Source organism: Marinomonas rhodophyticola (genome assembly GCF_026113935.1).
In the GTDB taxonomy this organism is placed as follows: Bacteria; Pseudomonadota; Gammaproteobacteria; order Pseudomonadales; family Marinomonadaceae; genus Marinomonas; species Marinomonas rhodophyticola.
This window is the reverse complement of record NZ_JAPEUL010000007.1, coordinates 311981-330548: the sequence shown is the minus strand read 5'-3', so window position 1 is coordinate 330548 and position 18568 is coordinate 311981. Positions and strand designations below refer to the sequence as shown.

Annotated in this window: 10 protein-coding genes and 1 CRISPR repeat array (1 of these 11 only partly in view); of the genes, 1 reads left to right on the top strand and 9 read right to left on the bottom strand. The window is 49.2% G+C overall.

The window, feature by feature from the left end; translation table 11 throughout:
* Positions 1 to 37 precede the first annotated feature (37 nt).
* The 5 genes from ONZ52_RS10045 to ONZ52_RS10025 form a co-directional block, all read right to left on the bottom strand.
* Positions 38 to 1066, bottom strand: a complete 1029-nt coding sequence (locus ONZ52_RS10045; RefSeq protein ID WP_265218468.1) for an ABC transporter permease — start codon at positions 1064 to 1066, stop codon at positions 38 to 40.
* 86 nt (positions 1067 to 1152) lie between these two features.
* Positions 1153 to 2694, bottom strand: a complete 1542-nt coding sequence (locus tag ONZ52_RS10040; RefSeq protein ID WP_265218467.1) for a sugar ABC transporter ATP-binding protein — start codon at positions 2692 to 2694, stop codon at positions 1153 to 1155.
* 122 nt (positions 2695 to 2816) lie between these two features.
* Positions 2817 to 3803, bottom strand: a complete 987-nt coding sequence (locus tag ONZ52_RS10035; protein WP_321160296.1) for an ABC transporter substrate-binding protein — start codon at positions 3801 to 3803, stop codon at positions 2817 to 2819.
* A gap of 193 nt (positions 3804 to 3996) precedes the next feature.
* A complete protein-coding gene (locus tag ONZ52_RS10030; RefSeq protein WP_111605477.1) occupies positions 3997 to 4944 on the bottom strand; it encodes an AEC family transporter in 948 nt (315 codons plus the stop codon).
* 51 nt (positions 4945 to 4995) lie between these two features.
* On the bottom strand, positions 4996 to 5898 hold the full coding sequence (locus ONZ52_RS10025; RefSeq protein WP_265218466.1) for a LysR substrate-binding domain-containing protein: 903 nt from the start codon (positions 5896 to 5898) through the stop codon (positions 4996 to 4998).
* A 134-nt stretch (positions 5899 to 6032) separates the two neighbouring features.
* On the opposite strand from ONZ52_RS10025, the gene ONZ52_RS10020 reads away from it, so the two are divergent.
* Entirely contained in the window at positions 6033 to 6731 is a 699-nt protein-coding gene (locus tag ONZ52_RS10020) for a pirin family protein (protein ID WP_265218465.1), read from the top strand.
* Between the two features lie 141 nt (positions 6732 to 6872).
* Here the strand turns inward: ONZ52_RS10020 and ONZ52_RS10015 are convergent, their stop codons facing one another.
* The 4 genes from ONZ52_RS10015 to ONZ52_RS10000 form a co-directional block, all read right to left on the bottom strand.
* The gene (locus ONZ52_RS10015; protein WP_265218464.1) at positions 6873 to 7478 is read right to left on the bottom strand and encodes a siderophore-interacting protein; all 606 of its coding nucleotides are present in this window, start codon (positions 7476 to 7478) and stop codon (positions 6873 to 6875) included.
* Between the two features lie 13 nt (positions 7479 to 7491).
* The gene (locus ONZ52_RS10010; protein WP_265218463.1) at positions 7492 to 7677 is read right to left on the bottom strand and encodes an SIP domain-containing protein; all 186 of its coding nucleotides are present in this window, start codon (positions 7675 to 7677) and stop codon (positions 7492 to 7494) included.
* Positions 7678 to 8024: 347 nt separating this feature from the next.
* Positions 8025 to 8336: a type II toxin-antitoxin system RelE/ParE family toxin gene (locus ONZ52_RS10005; protein ID WP_265218462.1), complete on the bottom strand. Its 312-nt coding sequence runs from the start codon at positions 8334 to 8336 to the stop codon at positions 8025 to 8027.
* The gene (locus tag ONZ52_RS10000; RefSeq protein WP_111605481.1) at positions 8336 to 8596 is read right to left on the bottom strand and encodes a type II toxin-antitoxin system Phd/YefM family antitoxin; all 261 of its coding nucleotides are present in this window, start codon (positions 8594 to 8596) and stop codon (positions 8336 to 8338) included. Before ONZ52_RS10000 ends, ONZ52_RS10005 begins: the two co-directional genes overlap by 1 nt.
* A gap of 593 nt (positions 8597 to 9189) precedes the next feature.
* Positions 9190 to 18568: direct repeats of the CRISPR family, unit length 29 nt; unit sequence CGGTTAATCCCCATGTGCATGGGGAACGC; it runs 50 nt beyond the window's last position.

Below are 18568 nucleotides of genomic sequence, written 5' to 3'. Positions count from 1 at the left end.
AGCAAAGTCGCTAAAATAGGCAAATTACGTTCATTGATCATGGTGTGGTACTCCCTTTAACAACCTTCTGTTTTTTCAGGAAAAAACCAGAAACCCATTGCCGCGTTTTCGGTGACTGAATCAGCAAAACAGCCAAAATAATGGTCGCTTTAACCACCAAATTGTATTGCGCTGGCAAGCCACTGGTCAGAATGGCGGTGGTTAAGGTTTGAATAATCAACACTCCGACAATCGTCAATAATAAATAAATACGCCCACCCGCTAACGAAGCACCAGCCAATACCACCGCCAAAATCGCATCCAGCTCCAACCACAGACCGGCGTTATTGGCGTCTGCCCCACGAATATCAGCCGCTAGAATAATGCCGCTCAAGGCCGCACACAGACCAGAAAAAACATACGCCGACATCACGAGCAAGCGCGCCTCAATTCCCACCAAACGACTGGCTCTGACATTCGCCCCAACCGCTTCAATAAACAAACCCAGTGCGGTTTTCCGCATCACCACCAAGGTCAACACAATCATGCCAATCGCAATCCACACCCGAATCGGAAACGCCAAAAAATAACCATTACCAATGGCATCCAACACCTCGGAATGGAAGGTAACGATTTGCCCTTCGGTAATCATCTGTGCAATACCACGGCCCGCCACCATTAAAATTAACGTAGCAACAATGGGCTGAATGGAAAACACCGACACCAAAATCCCATTCCACAATCCACACAACATGCCAACACCTAAGGCACACATAATCACCAGCCAAACAGGCCAATCGGTATTCACCGTCAACACCGCCGTCACCGCGCCAGAAATCGCGATCACCGCACCGACAGAAAGATCAATACCACGCGTACCAATGACCACCGCCATACCTAAGGCCACCAATGCCGTGGGCGTACCGCGGTGCAAAATATCCACCAGACTGCCAAACAAATGACCATCCACAACCTGAATGCTCAGAAACCCCGGTGTAACCGACGCCGTAACCAAAATAATCAGCACCAGCGACAATAAGGGCGCGAGTGTTTTTTGATGCTTATGCAGAAAATGATTCTTTTTCATAGGAACAACTACTTTGAATACTTACTAATAAAGAGATTGATTGAGACACAAATAGAACCAGCGCAACAGACGCTTTCAACAACACATTAACTGGCGATTTGACGCAATATGGCCTGTTCAGACACATCCTCTCCGTGAAGTTCGGCTATTTTATGGTGGTCTTTCATCACCACCACACGATGGGCAAACAACACCAATTCTTCCAGTTCGGAAGACGCCACCAGCAACCCCATGCCCTGTTCACACAGCTCTTTGATAATTTGAATAATCTCGTGATGAGCGCCAATATCAATGCCCCGCGTTGGTTCGTCTAAAATCAACAACGCAGGATGCGTAATCAACCAGCGAGCCAGAATCACTTTTTGCTGATTACCGCCACTTAACTCACCAATAGGCTTATCCATATCCGATGTCTTGATCGCCAAACGCTGGATCATGTCTTCAACCAAATGTTGCTGCTCCGCCATAGAAATGGGCGACCACCAACCTCTGCTCGCTTGCAAAGCCAAAATCATGTTTTCTCGGACACTCAATTCCGCCACGATACCGTCTTGCTTACGATCTTCTGGACAATAACCCATGCCCACTTGAATCGCCCGACGTAAAGATGATTTTGTCAGCGAATGTTTACCCAGCGTCACATCGCCTTGATCGGCCTTCACCGAACCGTATGCCAATTCACATAACTCAGTACGGCCAGAACCTAACAAGCCTGCCACCCCCACAATTTCCCCTGCCGCAATACGCAAATCCAACGGCTGCAGGTAACGCTGTTTGCCGACATTTTTAAGCTGTAATAAATCGGCACGCTCTCGTTGAATCGAGTGATCATGGGCCGTTGGCGTAAGATCTTCTAACGATTTCCCCACCATGTGACTGACCAGCTCGGAACGCGTCAGCTCAGCTGTTTGGAACGTACCCACACACTCGCCATTGCGTAACACAGTGATGCTATCGGTAATGCTATACACCTGATCCAAGAAATGTGTAACAAAGATAATCCCCAACCCTTCAGCCTTTAGACGCCTCATCAGAGTAAACAACTGCTGGATTTCATCGCTGTCCAAACTGGCGGTTGGTTCATCTAAAATCAACATTTTGGCTTGCGTACTTAACGCCCGCGCAATCGCCACCAACTGCTGAATGGCAATCGAATACGTATCCAGTTGACGCAATGGATCTATGTCTAAACCCACTTGAGCTAATAAGGCTCTGGCGCGGATTTCGGCTTTCTTCCAGCTAATCAGACCAAAGGTTTTTTCTTGATGTTGCAGCGTGAGGTTTTCCATCACCGACATGGTTGGGATGAGATTCACCTCTTGATAAACCGTACTGATCCCCAAACGCTGAGCATGGCCGCTATCCGATGCGTTCATTAAACGGCCATCTAAAAAAATCTCGCCGCTGTCTCGTGGATAAACCCCTGTCAGCACCTTGATCAGCGTTGATTTACCTGCGCCGTTCTCACCCAATAACGCTCGAATCTCACCCGATTGAACCTGCAAAGACACGCCGTTAAGAGCTTGAACGCCAGTAAATGATTTGGATAAATGATTGATTTCAAGTAAAGGACGAGCGGCACCTTGTGCCTCTTCCACTACCGACGTTGTCTTGACTAAATGTGACATGATCCGCGGTCTCCGTTTTCGCTAACATAAATCAACAAGAGCACAACGTACCTAGACCTATTCCAACAAATCGTAAAATTTCAACGAGTTATCAGGTTTTAGTACCTAGGTACGTCACGATATTATTTACGCTTCGCGTATTCCGCAGCCGCTGTGTCTGGAAGGTAAAGTGGGCCATTTGCCTTGATCCACTTATCGACATTTTCTCCTTTTTGATGCGCTAGAATCGCATCAAAGGCAGGACCACCAAGATGAGGGTTTAACTCGATAGTTGCATTCGCCTCGCCATCGGCCATGGCTTTAAAGATATCTGGCACCGCATCAATAGACACGACAATAATGTCTTTACTTGGCTTGATACCCGCTTCTTTCATCGCCAAAATTGCACCCAATGCCATGTCGTCATTGTGAGCAAACAGGGCACAAATATTCTTCGCACCGCCTTCGGCTTTCAAGAAACTTTCCATAACCTCTTTACCGCCAGCGCGAGTAAAGTTGCCAGACTGAGAGCGAATAATGGTCATATTTGGGAAGTTACTGATAACAGAGTCAAACCCTGTCTTACGATCGATCGCCGCAGACGATCCCACCGAACCTTGCAGCTCAACAATATTACAACGACCATTGGTCTGTGCTGCCAACCAAGAAGCCGCCAACGCGCCCTCTTCTTTAAAGTCAGATGCCACTTTGGTTAGGTACAAACTTGGATCTGCCGCCACACCACGGTCAATCAACACAACCGGGATGTTAGCCCGTTGTGCTTCTTTTAACACTTGATCCCAGCCCGTTTCCACCACAGGCGCCAGCAAAATACCATCAACACCCTGTGCGATAAAAGAACGCACCGCCTTGATTTGGTTTTCTTGCTTTTGTTGCGCATCAGAGAATTTCAGATCGTAGCCACGGCGTTCGGCTTCCGCCTTAATCGACTCCGTCTCAGAAGTCCGCCAACCACTTTCCGAACCAATTTGCGAAAAACCAAGAGTTAAATCTGCTGCCATCGCCGAAGCGGACAACACCGGAAGCAACACAGAGAAGGTCGTCACCACCGCTTTACGTTTAAACGCACTAAGCCAAGGTAACGGATGACGAGTAGAAAGAGATTGCATACTAGATTCCTTTTATTTTTGTTGTGATCAGTACTGAGAACAACCCAGCGGAGACACCAACCAAGCCATACTCTGCCATTGAGAATATAACTCACTTCCTGCGCTTTCAAATGCAAGTTACAGCAAACTGCATATCAATATTGATATGAAAAAAGGTAACAAGATGCTTTTTTACTCCTCCTACTCGTAAGCCTTACGCCAAATACAACTGACTTAACCAAATACTAACTGGCACAGTCACCACAGAAAGCAAGGTTTGCATGGTGATATAAGCCGCCATTCTATCGGCATCGCCCCCCAACTGACGAGCAAGCGCATACGCCGACGTCGCTGTGGGCACCACACCAAACAACACCGCCACCAAAGCCGGCAACCCTCGCACTTCCAACCACCAGCACATCAGGCCGATCACCAGAGGAAACACCACAAACCGCGCCACCGACGACATCACAAACGTCATCCCAACAGACCGAATGGTCTCAAAGCGCACACTTGCCCCCACCGCCAACAACACCAATGGCAGCGCCGCCTGAGACACCATCCCCACCACATCAGACAGCAAAATAATGGGCGTTAAACCAAGCAAATTCAGGCCACTACCCAACACGATAGAGACGATTAACGGATTGCGAATCAAAGCACCACTTAACAAACGTGGTAAGGAGGTTGACGACGAACGATCCGCTGAAGACGGCCCATGCATTAACGTCATGGACACCACCAAAAAAACATTGATAGAAGGAATCAACACCGACGCCCCCAACGCCGCCAACACCAACCCTTCGTTGCCATACACACTGCCAGCCAACGCCAACATCACAAACGTGTTAAAACGCACCCCCGCTTGCAGCATAGACGACGCCGTCGGCGCCACCACCTTCATCAACCAAGTGCTAACAAACACAAATACCGCGGTCACCAACAACGCAAACAACAAAATAAAAGCGTACTTAGGCAACAAAGGATTAGAAAAGTCTATCTGCGAGGTTTTATGAAACAACAAAGCCGGAAACAGCACCCAATAAGACAACTTATCAACGCCCTGCCAAAACCCCTCCATAGGAAAACGCCAACGCTGACACACGGCTCCCGCCACCAACAACAAAAAGACCGGAAGAACCGAAAGAGAAAGAGAAAACACACACACCCCTTTAAATCGTCAAACAAGACGATCACCAGATAACCGCCATAATTACACCGGCAAAAGCTGCCAATCCTGTATCGCCAAACGCTCAACAAACCACGACAAACCTCGCCCAGGTTCGTCTTTTCGCCACGCCAAATACGCCATCTGATTGGGCCTTGGTAACTCACATTGACGTAACACCAAACGCCCAGAGTTCAGTTCATCGACGATACGATGTTTCGGCAAATACCCCACCCCCAAGCCCAAACATTGCGCCTGAATTTTACTGCGCATAGTATCGACCCTAAGCACCTGACGACTCTCAAAAACCCCACTACTGCGCGCTGGCAAAATTTTTGAACTGTCCGCCACCACAATCGCCGGATATTGACGCAACTGGGCTGCCGTAATAGTCCCGTCGGTCAGAGCCAACGGATGCGTGGGCGACACGGCAAACACAAACTCGATCTCACCAATAGCACGAATATGCACACTACCTTTTGGCAACTCCCCCGTCGCCCCAATCACCAAATCGACCCGATCGTCTTGCAACGCATCCCAACCACCGCCAACCGCCTCTTCTGACAACGTCAGCTCAACAGGCCGACTCTGCGACAAAAACTCCCCCACCACCGACATCAAAGGCGACTCCAAAAGCACCGTATCACGGGCAATTCTAAGCTTAGGCTCCCAGCCAGACTCAAACTGCTTGATCGAATCTTCTAAACGCATCGCCGCTTCTAAAATCGCGCGACCTTGCTCCAACACCAAATGCCCCGCCGGCGTCAGCACCGCTTTTTGCCGAGATCGGTCAAACAACGCCACCCCCAAATCCTCTTCCAGCTTTTTCACCGTATAGGTCAATGCCGACGGTACCTTGAACAACGCCTCCGCCGCCGCGGCAAAACTGCCCAACTGATGAATCGCCTCCAAAACGCGCAATGCTTCCAACGTGACCGCGTACGCCATAGCCCAACCTTCATTCAAATTTTTTGAAATACTAGCTCAAAACCTTCCAATTTTCTTTCTTTTTACCACCCACTACACTCACTTCATACACCGCACTTCATTAAGACTTGCGAGAAAAAATCAGGAGACAAACAATGATCACACTACGCAACGCAAAAGACCGTGGACACGCCAACTTCGGCTGGCTGAACAGCCACCATACCTTTTCCTTTGGCAATTACTACGACCCACAACACATGGGCTTTTCGCACCTACGCGTCATCAACGACGACACCGTCACACCCGGCGCCGGCTTTGAAACGCATGGTCATAGAGACATGGAAATACTCAGCTTAGTACTGGAAGGAACCATCGCCCACAAAGACAGCGCAGGCAACGTAAAAGAACTGCCCGCAGGCGAATACCAACTGATGTCCGCAGGCAAAGGCATTTATCACAGCGAATTTAACGCATCCAAAAAAGACATGCTCAAATTCCTACAAATTTGGATACAACCAAACCAACTGGGCGGACAACCCGGCTACCAACAAAAAGAATTTAGCCAAGCACAAGGCTTCACCACCATCATCACACCCGATGGCAAAGATGGCACGCTGCACATAAAACAAAACATGCAACTCATCCAACTGATCCTTGAAGATCAACAAACCGCCACCTGGCAAGCAGACAACCACCGTCGCTACTACGTTCACCTCATCGAAGGCGAACTCTCCCTAGGCAACGGCATCACCATGCATCCAGGCGACGGCGCGAAAATCGAAGACATAACCGAAATAAACTTCGAAAGACTGAGCAAAAAACGCGTCAAAGCCCTACTGTTTGACCTGGCTTGATTAAACGTAAAGTGTGACACTTGGGGAAGTTATATTGCGTCACCGTTTAACCCTGTAGATTCTCACAGGGTTAAACTCAAAATGAACAATGAAAAATAAATCGTGAGGCATTCTCAATATCGCACGATTCACCCTTCTTTTTTAAACATGCTTCCAATAGGCTATCAAATCCAAATGATCCTTATTAAGGGCATCAATATTTATCAGCTTACGTTTCAACTGAACAATCGCATGTGCTTCCGTGGCAGCCCATACCCAAGAGTTTCCACATGCCCAATCACTTGGCATATTATCTAACGCATCCAACAATAAACGACCATATGAATGGCTTTCTTGTTCATTATTGCGATGAAGCCAATGCAAATTAGCACCAGCATGTGCCGGTAATGAAATCTCACTGTTCACTGAATCCACTTCTATCCAAGCATCAACATTGGCGGACTCAGGCAAAATTTCTAACCAACGAGCTAAGGCTGGAAGGCTTGTTTCATCAACAAAAAACACATATTTCACAGCATCAAGAGGAGGCAACTTCACAGATCTTGGCCCAAATATCCCCAACAAGTCTCCCACTTTTGCCTGCTTCGCCCAAGGCCCACCCACTCCGACGTCATGCAACACAAAATCTATATCAATGGTTAATAAATCGGCATCAAACGCACGAATAGTATAATCACGAAACGCTGAAAAACGCCCTTCAGCCGCACCTTGCCAATCCGCATTGCCATCTTCCAATACCTCAGGCATACGAAGCACATCATCAGCCCCAGCAGGAAAAAAGCTTCACATGAGCTTCTGGTGCCAACGGATGAAAACCAAATCCTTGTAAATCCTCTCCCTGCAGAGTCACTCGCCGTAATGTGGATGACAAATCGGCTAACTTAATGACCCTCGCAACACGCTGTTTTAAAGGAACCTGAATACGCTCATGCTTCAATATCGACACTGCAAACCCTCTACCTATTCTAGGAACAAAACTCACTTATTAAGTACAAAAAGTACCGATCCCCAAAACACCAAATAAAAGAAAAGTATTAGGAGGTAGATACCAACATACAAATAATAATGATAACCCTTATCAATAAATAAAGGAAACCAAACAGTCTGGCAAAGCACCTATCAATGAATACGTTCTCACCTTTATTAGTGCCTTTGACAAAATCACCGTACTAGGCTCGCAGGAAACACTTCCTTAATTGGGCTCCCCACCAAATAAAACCCACAAAATCGTAGAGCAGCATGAGGGAGGCACGACCGTAATCTGCCACAGCGGCCTATAAAACGGAGGGGAGTTTAGATGAATTTTCTCTCAATAAGATGAATAAACGGCACCATACTTTTATGCAAAACGGCAAAGACAACAATTTGATTTTTACCTTCAACATAATAAATAACGTGGCTACCGTAGGGAAAACTGAAAACATTTTCTCGGATCTCCGGCCGACTCTTACCAAGAGAAGGTGATTCGGCAAGCAATCTAATCGTTTGCCTAATCCCAAACAAATACTGTTTAGACTGAGTGATTCCCCAGTTTGCTAACGTAAAACGATGAATTCCAACTAAGTCTGACTTTGCATCAGGTGTTAAATAATAAGTGACAGACATTAATCATAAAGCCCTTCTTCAAGCTCACTGAAAAACGCTTCACCAGCAATCAGATCTCCCTTTGATATATCTTTCATTGCTTGAGCGGCTTTATTTTGCAATAAATGCAATTTTAACGCTTCGATACTCTCATAATCATCAACGGAAATAACAACAGCAACTGGCTTACCATTTTTACTGATTTGAACAGGAGATTTTTGAGCATTTAGTAATAAATCACCAAAATGAGTTTTAGCCTCATTGGCAGAAATAGTATTCATCATCATCTCCAAATAAATCGTTCGACTCATACAATATAATCGAATCATCTAACAACTGCAAAAACCCATTCCCTTTAACATCCAACCACACCGTAGGACAGCGTTAGGGAGGAACGACAGTAATCTGCCACAGAGGCCTGTTGCCCCAAAACACACCCAACCGTCATAAACCACACTGTAGGGCAGCATGAGGAGAGCACGACCGTAATCTGCCAACAACAGACTTAACGACCAAAACTAAATCATTGAATTCGATGACATTAAAACAATAGATGATCCAACTCCTCATACTCACAATCCCACGACAGAAATATTCTCCCGTCATTCCTGTTTATCCGCTCTATCATCATTGAAAAACAATTACCCAGTCTGCTGATATTTTAACTGTGGCGAACTCGCCATAATTAAAATCCAAGAAACAAAGAATAAATAAGCATCAGTTACTATACGCATAAACCATCACCTTATAAGGCGGAACAACAACCCAGCGCCTAATCACCTACCAACTAATACTTCAATCCACACGGCAGCTTGAGTGCCACTGGCGAGACCACTCCTTTACTGGGTCAATTTCCGATTACCGTTGACATCAGCGGTTAATCCCCACGTTCATGGGGAACACGTTTTGACTCGCAAGAAGAATATCAAGCGGCACGGTTAATCCCCACGTTCATGGGGAACACACCTAGACCTTGAGCAGCCGCACCAATTAGAACGGTTAATCCCCACGTGCATGGAGAACGCGTTGGTCGTTTCCCTCAGCCAAACACGTTTATCGGTTAATCCCCACGTGCATGGGGAACGCGTAGTCGAAAGCAAGGTGAGTCGTTCCGATTTCGGTTAATCCCCATGTGCATAGGGAACGCACAACCCAAACGGCTGGAAGTTGGAAGAGTTGCGGTTAATCCCCATGTGCATGGGGAACGCGCGCCATTGATCCATTGCTCTGCCGAGTTGGCCGGTTAATCCCCATGTGCATGGGGAACGCTTGGTCTGCTGCGTGTGTACCTGTCCAACCAACGGTTAATCCCCATGTGCATGGGGAACGCCAGCCAGCCGAGTTTACAGGGAAATGACAATTCGGTTAATCCCCATGTGCTCGGGGAACGCCGGGGCCGATTGGTGCATATGTTTACCATTCGCGGTTTATCCCCGTGTGCTCGGGGAACGCATTTGACTGACAAATTAGGTCATTCACCAGATCGGTTAATCCCCATGTGCATGGGGAACGCCTTCCGACAACCCCGCCAACCTTTGCTTGCTGCGGTTAATCCCCATGTGCATGGGGAACGCAAGCACATTGCCAGCCAGCGTAGCCGTAAACGCGGTTAATCCCCATGTGCATGGGGAACGCCTGGTACATGGCACCCGCTGACACTTCGACCGCGGTTAATCCCCATGTGCATGGGGAACGCTCTAAGCGGCTGCATAGTAACTTGTCCTGACCTCGGTTAATCCCCATGTGCATGGGGAACGCGTATTTAGAAGATAGTGCAGGAAGTAAGATTCCGGTTAATCCCCATGTGCATGGGGAACGCTAGGAAGGTTGGAATATGATAGCAATGAGATACGGTTAATCCCCATGTGCATGGGGAACGCTAGGCTATGTCGAAGCAACTTCATATCAAGCTCGGTTAATCCCCATGTGCATGGGGAACGCCTAGATAAAGCTAAAAACGCTACCTCTTTAGACGGTTAATCCCCATGTGCATGGGGAACGCATTGACGTGGGAGTTTCAAGGCGATGTGGCTGCGGTTAATCCCCATGTGCATGGGGAACGCCCGTTAGCTTACGCGCCATCGATACAAGATGGCGGTTAATCCCCATGTGCATGGGGAACGCATAGCCGATGCGTTCTTTCAGCATCCGAAACGCGGTTAATCCCCATGTGCATGGGGAACGCGCATTGTTTGACCCATATAGTGATTATGAGACCGGTTAATCCCCATGTGCATGGGGAACGCATAATGAACAAGCTGGTTCTAGTCGCTGGCGGCGGTTAATCCCCATGTGCATGGGGAACGCTTAATGGTGCTTTCTGTGTCGTCTGGAAAAACCGGTTAATCCCCATGTGCATGGGGAACGCGCGCCCCAATCTCACCAATGGCGTAAGTGTCACGGTTAATCCCCATGTGCATGGGGAACGCTTTCACATACTGCGCAATAGCCAAGCGCCCTGCGGTTAATCCCCATGTGCATGGGGAACGCGCGCCCCAATCTCACCAATGGCGTAAGTGTCACGGTTAATCCCCATGTGCATGGGGAACGCTTTCACATACTGCGCAATAGCCAAGCGCCCTGCGGTTAATCCCCATGTGCATGGGGAACGCGCGCCCCAATCTCACCAATGGCGTAAGTGTCACGGTTAATCCCCATGTGCATGGGGAACGCTTTCACATACTGCGCAATAGCCAAGCGCCCTGCGGTTAATCCCCATGTGCATGGGGAACGCCTAAAAATGAGGATGTCGGAGACCTAATAAATCGGTTAATCCCCATGTGCATGGGGAACGCCATCGTTGATCTCTTGGGCATATAAATTAACGCGGTTAATCCCCATGTGCATGGGGAACGCAGCGTCCAGACTCAATCTCTTCTAGATATCCGCGGTTAATCCCCATGTGCATGGGGAACGCCACCACAATGGCGAACTCGAACCTTTAGATAACGGTTAATCCCCATGTGCATGGGGAACGCAAATGGTTACATGGGACTCAACATCTATACGACGGTTAATCCCCATGTGCATGGGGAACGCGTCTTTAGCACCGCGCCAAAGCCTATCAAGGCCGGTTAATCCCCATGTGCATGGGGAACGCAGATAAATAATAGCAAATAAAGGTTGCTAAGTCGGTTAATCCCCATGTGCATGGGGAACGCGTAGGCGGTGCAAAACCTCAACAGGCAAATCGCCGGTTAATCCCCATGTGCATGGGGAACGCGCGCTTTCGGCGGCTTCCTCGGCTTCCAAAGACGGTTAATCCCCATGTGCATGGGGAACGCCCGTTCGATCCGCCACCATATAGAGATTGATACGGTTAATCCCCATGTGCATGGGGAACGCACCCGCGCATAACCAAAACGCATAATAGACACCGGTTAATCCCCATGTGCATGGGGAACGCGTGATGATTGTACGACTAGCCATGATAACTACCGGTTAATCCCCATGTGCATGGGGAACGCGAAGTCATAAACTCAATCTTCACTACTCAGTACGGTTAATCCCCATGTGCATGGGGAACGCTTAGGAGCACATGCCACTGGTTTTTATGTTGTCGGTTAATCCCCATGTGCATGGGGAACGCCTATTTTGCTACTTCTTTTCAGCACTTAGCCGCGGTTAATCCCCATGTGCATGGGGAACGCACTCTATAACCAATGGAAAATGAATCGAGTGCCGGTTAATCCCCATGTGCATGGGGAACGCTTTTTCTTCGTTCTTATCCTGTTTTTTATTTTCGGTTAATCCCCATGTGCATGGGGAACGCCTACACCTACTGACATCATCGGCGCGTTAACGCGGTTAATCCCCATGTGCATGGGGAACGCTTGAAATGTCGTCTAAAGGTAAGTTGGTTAGGCGGTTAATCCCCATGTGCATGGGGAACGCGAGGATACAGAGGGCGAGTCGGCTCTTTTGAGCGGTTAATCCCCATGTGCATGGGGAACGCGGGTTTAATACCCAACTTTTGGCCACCATCCGCGGTTAATCCCCATGTGCATGGGGAACGCTTCTTTTGGCGTTCGACCTGTGAGCGCGGCCGCGGTTAATCCCCATGTGCATGGGGAACGCTGTTTTTCCCATGCCATTGACTCTTTTTCGAGCGGTTAATCCCCATGTGCATGGGGAACGCCTTTCGGTGTGGTTCTACAATCTATGCTGGACCGGTTAATCCCCATGTGCATGGGGAACGCGTTCGTAGGTCGGTGAAACCATTGTAAAGTACCGGTTAATCCCCATGTGCATGGGGAACGCACAAGCCTGAGAGCATCACTAGGCAAGATTTGCGGTTAATCCCCATGTGCATGGGGAACGCAGTATTGGCGCGTCGCGTCAACTATCTAAATCCGGTTAATCCCCATGTGCATGGGGAACGCGCTTTGTTAGGTATTGCGCTGCATAGTAGATGCGGTTAATCCCCATGTGCATGGGGAACGCTGTTCAGCCGCACCGATGTCAACACAACCAACCGGTTAATCCCCATGTGCATGGGGAACGCACCAGTGGCACCGTCGGCAATGGCAATGCGCCCGGTTAATCCCCATGTGCATGGGGAACGCTTGTTGTGGCGCGGCCTGACGTTGATTGCTGGCGGTTAATCCCCATGTGCATGGGGAACGCCCTGATAAAGGACTATCGTCCACACCATCCAACGGTTAATCCCCATGTGCATGGGGAACGCACGCCAAGAGTTACTTACTACGACCATAGTGGCGGTTAATCCCCATGTGCATGGGGAACGCTCTTTTTCGGCTTCCACGTCTTCACGCGATACCGGTTAATCCCCATGTGCATGGGGAACGCGGCCACAGTACGCACCCAGCCAACCGTCAAATACGGTTAATCCCCATGTGCATGGGGAACGCTGTTTTTTCATTCTGTCAATGTCTTGTTTAGTCGGTTAATCCCCATGTGCATGGGGAACGCGTTGTGCCATTTCACAAGTCAAATAAAACGGACGGTTAATCCCCATGTGCATGGGGAACGCCATGTTAACTGTAATTGCACCAGGTGATATTCCGGTTAATCCCCATGTGCATGGGGAACGCTGTGCGCGAACCCAACAACCAGAATAGATCGTCGGTTAATCCCCATGTGCATGGGGAACGCTAAATCCGACAATGATGGTGATGACGTATTCACGGTTAATCCCCATGTGCATGGGGAACGCGATCTATCACCCAGCTCAACCGCCAATGCCGCCGGTTAATCCCCATGTGCATGGGGAACGCGCAGTGGGATAACTGTAATGGATCAATAAACGCGGTTAATCCCCATGTGCATGGGGAACGCGCGATCTTCAAATGCCAGGCGTGTAAGCTCGCCGGTTAATCCCCATGTGCATGGGGAACGCAAGAGGTAGACCATGAAACGCAAATTAATAATCGGTTAATCCCCATGTGCATGGGGAACGCTGCAATGCGATCGGTAGAGACGAGCATGAGCGCGGTTAATCCCCATGTGCATGGGGAACGCTGTGAAATAGCTAACAGATTGTGAAATGTTATCGGTTAATCCCCATGTGCATGGGGAACGCTGTATTTTCCTCGGTATGTACCCAAAAAATGACGGTTAATCCCCATGTGCATGGGGAACGCCGTTGCTTGATCCGGTTTCTGGCTTCGGATCGCGGTTAATCCCCATGTGCATGGGGAACGCTCTAGGACGACCGTTTTACCGTCAATTAAATACGGTTAATCCCCATGTGCATGGGGAACGCTCAGTAATAACCTTGTCGCAAAAATGCAGACGCGGTTAATCCCCATGTGCATGGGGAACGCCTGACACACGGGTCATCTATCAAGGCGGAAACCGGTTAATCCCCATGTGCATGGGGAACGCAATGTATTTGACGATATAACCCACCGCCGAACCGGTTAATCCCCATGTGCATGGGGAACGCCAACTCTTGATTGATAACGCTCGCCGTCTCGGCGGTTAATCCCCATGTGCATGGGGAACGCAGCGTATCGAGATAGACAAGGTTCTATCTCGCCGGTTAATCCCCATGTGCATGGGGAACGCAACCCGACATTGCCGAAGAGTTTTTAGACAACCGGTTAATCCCCATGTGCATGGGGAACGCCAGAATGCGGTAATATTCGTCATTTTGGTTCGCGGTTAATCCCCATGTGCATGGGGAACGCTTCACCATTATCTTTCCAGTATCTAAAGCACGCGGTTAATCCCCATGTGCATGGGGAACGCTTGAATGGCGCATAAGCGTTCATCAAAGCAACCGGTTAATCCCCATGTGCATGGGGAACGCAAACTTCTTGCAGCAAGGTTCAACTACTGACGCGGTTAATCCCCATGTGCATGGGGAACGCGATTCCAAGAGCTTGCGTATGGTGCTGGCCAGCGGTTAATCCCCATGTGCATGGGGAACGCTCTTTACACTCAGGCCATTTTTGAATTAGTTGAGGTTAATCCCCATGTGCATGGGGAACGCCGGAACCATCTGCATTGACGGTTATCTTTTTGCGGTTAATCCCCATGTGCATGGGGAACGCTCCAAGCTCATCAAGCTCAACAATGTCACGGTCGGTTAATCCCCATGTGCATGGGGAACGCGGGATAATCTGTTTGATAGCGTTTTCTGAAAGCGGTTAATCCCCATGTGCATGGGGAACGCATATACGGCCTTAATTTGTTCAATAGTAGCAACGGTTAATCCCCATGTGCATGGGGAACGCCGATTGCGCTTCCCGCATATTTCCCGTTAGTTCGGTTAATCCCCATGTGCATGGGGAACGCGGTTTAAGTAACAAAAGCCCTCGCAATGAGGGCGGTTAATCCCCATGTGCATGGGGAACGCATGTTAGTTCACAATAACTATGAATATAGTCACGGTTAATCCCCATGTGCATGGGGAACGCCGTGTCGGCAATGTAGAAGCTAAATTTGAATGCGGTTAATCCCCATGTGCATGGGGAACGCAGTATATCTAGTAACTGACTTTGCAGCCAAGGCGGTTAATCCCCATGTGCATGGGGAACGCTGAATTGTCTCTAATCATTTTCGCAGCCTCGCCGGTTAATCCCCATGTGCATGGGGAACGCAGTAAGATCCTTGTTGCTCGTAACCGTCCCGCCGGTTAATCCCCATGTGCATGGGGAACGCCAGTAAAAACACCCGAGTTTCCAGCGGTATCACGGTTAATCCCCATGTGCATGGGGAACGCCCCCTCGAAAGAGGGGTTTAGTTTATCTAAGCCGGTTAATCCCCATGTGCATGGGGAACGCCGGATCACCACCTTTTGCGTAAGTCGCAGAACCGGTTAATCCCCATGTGCATGGGGAACGCCACAGGCACGGAGCGAAAGGCTGGCCAAAGTCCGGTTAATCCCCATGTGCATGGGGAACGCTAAAGATACTAGAATTATGTTTGGTGCTGGATCGGTTAATCCCCATGTGCATGGGGAACGCAACAAGTTTTCATCGTTCGGGGCGAGGCGGAACGGTTAATCCCCATGTGCATGGGGAACGCTGAGAGCGATCATCCGCTTATGGGCTATAGAGCGGTTAATCCCCATGTGCATGGGGAACGCCCTTTATTTTTTTTGCATTTTCCTTATATCTACGGTTAATCCCCATGTGCATGGGGAACGCTTATTTGAGTAGGCTGTTTAATGCAGGTATGGCGGTTAATCCCCATGTGCATGGGGAACGCAAGTGGTGAAATTAAAGCAAGTACTAAAAGCCCGGTTAATCCCCATGTGCATGGGGAACGCTTCCCCACGAGCCATGGCCGCATCAATTTCAGCGGTTAATCCCCATGTGCATGGGGAACGCGCATCTCTACCCTCTGTCACAATAACAGTGCTTGGTTAATCCCCATGTGCATGGGGAACGCCTCTGCATGTGCTGCCTAGTGTTGGGCAACAGCGGTTAATCCCCATGTGCATGGGGAACGCCAATCTAGTTTGCGAGAAATGCTTTCTAGGTGCGGTTAATCCCCATGTGCATGGGGAACGCGAGGGCTTCGCCCTGCGGGGAAGATTTAAGACCGGTTAATCCCCATGTGCATGGGGAACGCTTGTGTTATGACGCCTTCTGCTTTAGCGTTGGCGGTTAATCCCCATGTGCATGGGGAACGCGCCAAACACGATCAAGGCAAGCCGCTTTATAACGGTTAATCCCCATGTGCATGGGGAACGCACGATAATCGCCTTCTACTTTGGTGGCGGATTCGGTTAATCCCCATGTGCATGGGGAACGCTGAGTTAGCTATTGCATTAATATCTGTTTCTTCGGTTAATCCCCATGTGCATGGGGAACGCGAAGAGCGTCAATTCAACCAGCCCAACACTGTCGGTTAATCCCCATGTGCATGGGGAACGCTACACAAATGAGTACACGATTTCAACAAAATGCGGTTAATCCCCATGTGCATGGGGAACGCCAAACTACGCTCAAGCATTAAATCGTGCCAATCGGTTAATCCCCATGTGCATGGGGAACGCCTAAGCGCGTCAATCTGTCGCGGGTATCATCACGGTTAATCCCCATGTGCATGGGGAACGCTCCACCTTGGGGCGGTTGCTGATTATATCCGCCGGTTAATCCCCATGTGCATGGGGAACGCTATCATATTACCGTCAGAATCAAACACCGCCGCGGTTAATCCCCATGTGCATGGGGAACGCCCCAGTTGCAGTGGCTGCCTCAATATCTGATACGGTTAATCCCCATGTGCATGGGGAACGCTAGTTGGTGATCGTGCGCGGAAAAAGCATCATCGGTTAATCCCCATGTGCATGGGGAACGCTAAACATGCTGCCAATCGAAACTAATTTAGAACGGTTAATCCCCATGTGCATGGGGAACGCGCAAACTGTACATGCCAGAGCGGATAGCGGTTTCCGGTTAATCCCCATGTGCATGGGGAACGCGCCTTCATGTCTATTTCACAATCTATCGAACCTCGGTTAATCCCCATGTGCATGGGGAACGCGTTTGTGTAACCAACAAAAAACAAACCTGCATCGGTTAATCCCCATGTGCATGGGGAACGCTTCAATTCAAAGCTGTCTTTGACTAGCTGGCGCGGTTAATCCCCATGTGCATGGGGAACGCGGATTGGCAGGATCAAGCCAGCCCGTTACCGACGGTTAATCCCCATGTGCATGGGGAACGCTTGCAGGTTTATTCAAAATATTTTCAACAGCTCGGTTAATCCCCATGTGCATGGGGAACGCATACTTTATCTGTTGATGTTTGAAATACTGCGCGGTTAATCCCCATGTGCATGGGGAACGCGCTAGCATCTGCGCCATTGTTTTTTCTAATGGCGGTTAATCCCCATGTGCATGGGGAACGCCACGCTCGCGGAATGTTACCCGCGCTGTTTCGCGGTTAATCCCCATGTGCATGGGGAACGCGCTCATGCTGAGCGATTGGGAAGGGACAATACTGGTTAATCCCCATGTGCATGGGGAACGCTTGTCTAGCGTCTCCAAGGCGGCAAGTTTGTGCGGTTAATCCCCATGTGCATGGGGAACGCAAACAACTGCTCTGCCACGGCATCTGTATTGACGGTTAATCCCCATGTGCATGGGGAACGCTCTATCCATTCTTTAAACGAATTTAGCGCGGTCGGTTAATCCCCATGTGCATGGGGAACGCTTCGATTTCGGTTGTGCTGTTCTTGCCTTTGGCGGTTAATCCCCATGTGCATGGGGAACGCTAATAAAGGTTACTCCTCAAATAAATGGCTTACGGTTAATCCCCATGTGCATGGGGAACGCAATCAATAGATTCAATTTTTATAGAGGCTATACGGTTAATCCCCATGTGCATGGGGAACGCCTGACCCGCAATGGTAATAAATGCCATATCCGCGGTTAATCCCCATGTGCATGGGGAACGCCCAGTGCCGCGCCCACCGCCGCATAAACCGTGCGGTTAATCCCCATGTGCATGGGGAACGCAGCTGTGTCAAAATCAGCTCCGCCATAAATGGCGGTTAATCCCCATGTGCATGGGGAACGCTGCATCTTGACCTTCTAGTTCATTTCTTAATCCGGTTAATCCCCATGTGCATGGGGAACGCTCTACCGCAGATTTCACGCGATCAAATTTCCACGGTTAATCCCCATGTGCATGGGGAACGCTGATTGACATCATTTTGATCCGTTTCCCCTGTCGGTTAATCCCCATGTGCATGGGGAACGCGTCTCGCAATCTAGAAATACAAGATATTGAAACGGTTAATCCCCATGTGCATGGGGAACGCTTCAATCTGAG

What these genes read in the sequence shown, in the direction of transcription:
- ONZ52_RS10025 (WP_265218466.1), bottom strand. Translation starts at nt 5,898, where the DNA reads ATGGCGTACGCGGTCACGTTGGAAGCATTGCGCGTTTTGGAGGCGATT.
- ONZ52_RS10040 (WP_265218467.1), bottom strand. Translation starts at nt 2,694, where the DNA reads ATGTCACATTTAGTCAAGACAACGTCGGTAGTGGAAGAGGCACAAGGT.
- ONZ52_RS10000 (WP_111605481.1), bottom strand. Translation starts at nt 8,596, where the DNA reads ATGAATACTATTTCTGCCAATGAGGCTAAAACTCATTTTGGTGATTTA.
- ONZ52_RS10015 (WP_265218464.1), bottom strand. Translation starts at nt 7,478, where the DNA reads ATGCCTGAGGTATTGGAAGATGGCAATGCGGATTGGCAAGGTGCGGCT.
- ONZ52_RS10035 (WP_321160296.1), bottom strand. Translation starts at nt 3,803, where the DNA reads ATGCAATCTCTTTCTACTCGTCATCCGTTACCTTGGCTTAGTGCGTTT.
- ONZ52_RS10005 (WP_265218462.1), bottom strand. Translation starts at nt 8,336, where the DNA reads ATGTCTGTCACTTATTATTTAACACCTGATGCAAAGTCAGACTTAGTT.
- ONZ52_RS10045 (WP_265218468.1), bottom strand. Translation starts at nt 1,066, where the DNA reads ATGAAAAAGAATCATTTTCTGCATAAGCATCAAAAAACACTCGCGCCC.
- ONZ52_RS10020 (WP_265218465.1), top strand. Translation starts at nt 6,033, where the DNA reads ATGATCACACTACGCAACGCAAAAGACCGTGGACACGCCAACTTCGGC.